The organism is Kitasatospora sp. NPDC059088, from assembly GCF_042738155.1.
Lineage (GTDB): Bacteria > Actinomycetota > Actinomycetes > Streptomycetales > Streptomycetaceae > Kitasatospora.
This window is the reverse complement of record NZ_JBHYGR010000260.1, coordinates 1-4,185: the sequence shown is the minus strand read 5'-3', so window position 1 is coordinate 4,185 and position 4,185 is coordinate 1. Positions and strand designations below refer to the sequence as shown.

The window sequence follows — 4,185 nt, the reverse complement described above, 5'->3', positions numbered from 1 at the left end:
TCCGACAGGAGGCCGTCCACACCCTCCCGGTCCGTGGTGTGGTCGTCCGCGAAACGACGGTCACCCGTCGCATCCGGCACGTACTTCACACAGACAACGATCCTCAAGCTCACGGCCTTGTCTCCTGTACTGGTCTCGTCCGACGGCTGCGGCGTGCAAGCGGGTGCGAACACGGCACGCACCCGCTCCGGGCAGCGAGTTTCCCGTGCCGGTCCGGAACTTCCTGGCAGCATACTCGGCGGTAGCGCAGTGGTCACTACTGGCCAGTAGCTTTGGTCGGACGGCCGGCACCGCCGCTTGCGCCCATCCTGCCCCAGCCGGGGGCCGGCCCCACCTCACGGGGGGTACCAACCGTCGACGAATCCCCTCGCCGCCCCTCCGGCCGCCCCTCCGCCGCCGGTCGCCCGTCCGTCACACCGCCCGGCCGAGCGCCGCGATCACGTCCGCCTTGCGCGGCAGCCCCGCCGCCCGGCGCACCACCCGCCCGGCCGCGTCCAGCACCAGGACGGTCGGCGTCCGCAGCACCTCCAGCCGACGGACCAGCTCCAGCTGCGCCTCGGCGTCCAGTTCCACGTGCACGACCCCGTCGAGCATCCCGGCCACCTCGGCCAGCACCCGCCGGGTCGCCCGGCACGGCTGGCAGAAGGCGGTGGAGAACTGCACCAGGGTCGCCCGCTCACCGAGCGGCCCGCCCAGGTCCTCCTCCGACAGCCGTACCGTCCCGTCCTTGGTGCGCACCCGCAGCCTCCCGTCGCGCCCTGTCCTCACCAGCCCGAACCCGCTCGCCACCGCCAGTACGACGAGGCACACCACGAGTCCGGTCATCCCCCCAGTCTGCGGCAGCGCGTACGGGCTCCGAAAGGGAGGTCGACCTGCCGACACCGGGCCCGTACGATCGGCGGGTGGACTCCGACCCCCTCTCCCCGCCGCTGCTGACCGTCCGTCGCGTCGTCGACCCGAGGCCCGTCACCACCGTCCGCTGTCGCTGACGCGCCCCGCCGCAGCCGCCCGTCGCGACCACTCCGGAGACTCCTTGCAGACCGACCCCCGAGGTCACCGCTTCGCCGCCGCGCTCACCAGTGCGGTGCTGGCCGCCGTCCTGATCACCGGCAGCGGCCTGCTGCTCTCCCTCCAGGCCCTGGTCTTCCTGGTCGGCGCGGTCGCCGGGCCCCGCCGCTCCCCGTACGTCGGCCTGTTCCACCTCCTCATCGCCCCCCGCCTGGCGCCGCCCACCACCACCGAGGACGAACGCCCGCTGCGCTTCGCCCAGGGCGGCGGGGCCGTCTTCGCCGTCATCGGCACCCTCGGCTTCCTCACCGGCGTCGGCTGGCTCGGACTGCTGACCGCCGGCTTCGCCCTCGCCGCGGCCTTCCTGAACGCCGCCTTCGGCTACTGCCCGGGCTGCGAGATCTACCCGATCGTCCGCCGCGCCCAGGGCCGCCTGGGCGCCGGGGCCTGATCGGAGCGGGTGTCGGGCCCGGACGGCGGGCCGGGTGGCGGGCCGGGCGGCGGGCCGGAAAAGTTCCCGGTCGGATTCATCACGGAGATCACACCGTGAATATTCGCTTGACCGCACGCCTCAGGTGACAGCAGGCACTCGTTCGGGGGATCATCTCCGTGTATCACCCGTGACCGCCGCGGCGTGCCGTGCTCCGGTCGGCCCCCGCGCACGGCGCGGGTACCCGCCGTACCGGGCCCCGGCCCGTGGAAGTCAGGACTGACCGTGGCAGAGTTCGTCTACCCGCCGGTGATCGGCGCCGCACTCACCGCCTTCCGCGCGCTCGACGTGCGGATCAAGATCATCGGCGCCGAGCACATCCCCGCCAACGGCGGAGCGGTGCTGGTCAGCAACCACATCAGCTACCTGGACTTCCTCTTCGCCGGCCTCGGCGCCTACCGCGGCGGCAAGCGCAAGACCCGCTTCATGGCCAAGGACGACGTCTTCCGGCACAGCGTCTCCGGCCCGCTGATGCGCGGCATGAAGCACATCCCGGTCGACCGCACCGACGGCCAGCCCGCCTACGAGGCCGCCGTCCGCGCCCTCAAGGCCGGCGAGGTCGTCGGCGTCTTCCCCGAGGCGACCATCAGCCGCTCGTTCATGTTGAAGAAGTTCAAGACCGGCGCCGCCCGGATGGCCGCCGACTCCGGCGCCCCGCTGCTTCCGGTCATCCTGTGGGGCACGCAGCAGCTCTGGACCAAGGGCCGTCCGAAGACCCTCACCAAGCGCCACGTCCCGGTGACGATCATGATCGGCGAGCCGATCCACCTCGGCCCGAACGACAAGCCCGTCATGGTCACCAGAAAGCTGCGCGCCGCCATGAGCGAGATGCTCGACCGGGCCCAGCGCGAGTACCCCGGCAAGCCCTCCGGCCCCGAGGACAGCTGGTGGCTGCCCGCCCAGCTCGGCGGCACCGCGCCGACCCTGGAGGTCGCCGAGGCCGAGGACGAGGCGGAGGCCCTCGCCAAGGCCGAGCGCCGCGCCGCCCGGGGCTGACCCGCCCCGGAGCCGTCTACTCCGTGTGACCGAGCCGATGCGATCCGTCGCGTGTCGCCCGGCCGCCGACACACCCCGTCTGACACAGTGACAGCTCCTTCCAGGGGCCTTCCTCCTGGATGCGTCCTGCGTCCCTCCCACCGCGGACCGGGGCACACGTCGAAGCGGTCGGAAAGGTCGGAGACGGAGATGACACGGATCGCCGGCACACGGCAGTCCCCCACCAGCGGCAAGGCCCGCACCCGCGCAACCGCCGGTGCGGGCCTCCTGCTTCTGGGCACCCTGCTCACCGGGTGCGGAGCCGAACCCGGTGACATCCCACTCTCCGAGATCCGCCCGGAGTCCCCCACCGCGACCCCGGACCCCACCCCGTCGGCGACCCCCGGCGTCGTCGGCGCCGCGGCGCACGCCGAGACCCGCAACGGACTGATCGTCAGCCGGGCCTACACCGACGCCGCCCGCACCACCAGCGCCATCGTCACCCTCGGCCCGGACGGCGCCGACCAGCACCAGATCACCCAGCCGCCCGCGCGCGCCCGCGACGACCACCCCGACTGGAACCCCGACGGCAGCGCCGTCGCCTTCGACCGCACCGACCCGCAGTCCGGCACCGCCCGGCTCTGGACCGTCACCACCGGCGGCGACAACGCCCACCAGATCAGCCAGCTCTGCGACGCCGCCAGCGGCACCGCCGACTGCGCCAACGAGGACGAACGCGCCCCCGCCTTCTCCCCCGACGGCAAGCAGCTCGCGTTCAGCCGCTCCTGGGGCGCCCTCGACCAGGCCCACAACAACCAGGTCCAGTACTCGGACCTCTACCTGATGAGCCCCGACGGCACCAACGTCCAGCGGCTCACCTTCCTGACCAACGACAAGCCCTACTCCGGCGCCGTCAGCAACCCCAGCTGGTCACCCGACGGCAAGCAGCTCACCTTCGAGTACCGCACCAGCGCCACCGGCCAACCCGCCAACAGCCGCGCCGTCTACGTGGTCGGCACGGACGGCACCGGGCTGCGCCAGCTCACCCCCTGGGAACTGCGGGCCGGCGACCGTGCGACCTGGTCCCCCGACGGCACCCAGATCCTCTTCACCACCTACCCGGCCGGCCCCGACAACGCCCCCGGCGGCGGCATCTACACCGTCCACCCCGACGGCACCGCCATCGGCGCCCTCACCCCGGCCCCGTCCACCGCCTTCTACGGCGCCGCGGCCTACGCACCCGACGGCAAGTCCATCGTCTTCGCCCAGGCCCCCTCCGGCGGCGGCGCCGACCTCTACAGCATGCGCGCCGACGGCACGGGCGTCACCCGCCTCACCAACACCGCGGACAAGTGGCTCGACCGGCCGTCCTGGGGCACCGCGGCATTGCCGGCGGCACCCGCAACGCCGGCCGACCCGTCAGCGCCCGCTTCGGCCGCGCCATCGGCCGCGCCATCGGCCGCGCCATCGGCCGCGCCATCGGCCGCAGCCTCGGCACCGGCCTCGGCAGCGCCTTCGGACGCCCCGACCACCGAGCCCAAGCCGGCCCAGGCCCAGGGTCAGCCGAAGACCGACGACGCCCAGCTGCCCGACGAGGACGACGACAACTGAGCGGACATGCGAAAAGCCCCTGATCCGAAGGGATCAGGGGCTTTTCTGAATGATTGTTCGGCGGCGTCCTACTCTCCCACAGGGTCCCCCCTGCAGTACCA

Annotated in this window: 4 protein-coding genes and 1 pseudogene; 3 read left to right on the top strand and 2 right to left on the bottom strand. The window is 73.0% G+C overall.

Features of this window, described 5'->3' with window-relative positions; all coding sequences use genetic code 11:
* Together ACFWXO_RS44985 and ACFWXO_RS44980 are read right to left on the bottom strand one after the other, a co-directional pair.
* A pseudogene (locus ACFWXO_RS44985) lies at positions 1 to 113 on the bottom strand (electron transfer flavoprotein subunit beta); the annotation flags it as partial.
* Positions 114 to 411: 298 nt separating this feature from the next.
* The gene (locus ACFWXO_RS44980) at positions 412 to 825 is read right to left on the bottom strand and encodes a thioredoxin family protein (RefSeq protein WP_380532964.1); all 414 of its coding nucleotides are present in this window, start codon (positions 823 to 825) and stop codon (positions 412 to 414) included.
* Positions 826 to 1,033: 208 nt separating this feature from the next.
* On the opposite strand from ACFWXO_RS44980, the gene ACFWXO_RS44975 reads away from it, so the two are divergent.
* From ACFWXO_RS44975 to ACFWXO_RS44965, 3 genes are all read left to right on the top strand, one after another.
* Complete coding sequence (locus tag ACFWXO_RS44975; RefSeq protein WP_375892414.1) at positions 1,034 to 1,459, top strand: DUF4395 domain-containing protein; 426 nt, start codon at positions 1,034 to 1,036, stop codon at positions 1,457 to 1,459.
* Between the two features lie 264 nt (positions 1,460 to 1,723).
* A complete protein-coding gene (locus ACFWXO_RS44970) occupies positions 1,724 to 2,494 on the top strand; it encodes a lysophospholipid acyltransferase family protein (protein ID WP_375892416.1) in 771 nt (256 codons plus the stop codon).
* 189 nt (positions 2,495 to 2,683) lie between these two features.
* Entirely contained in the window at positions 2,684 to 4,084 is a 1,401-nt protein-coding gene (locus ACFWXO_RS44965) for a TolB family protein (RefSeq protein ID WP_380532959.1), read from the top strand.
* The last annotated feature ends 101 nt before the right edge of the window (positions 4,085 to 4,185 follow it).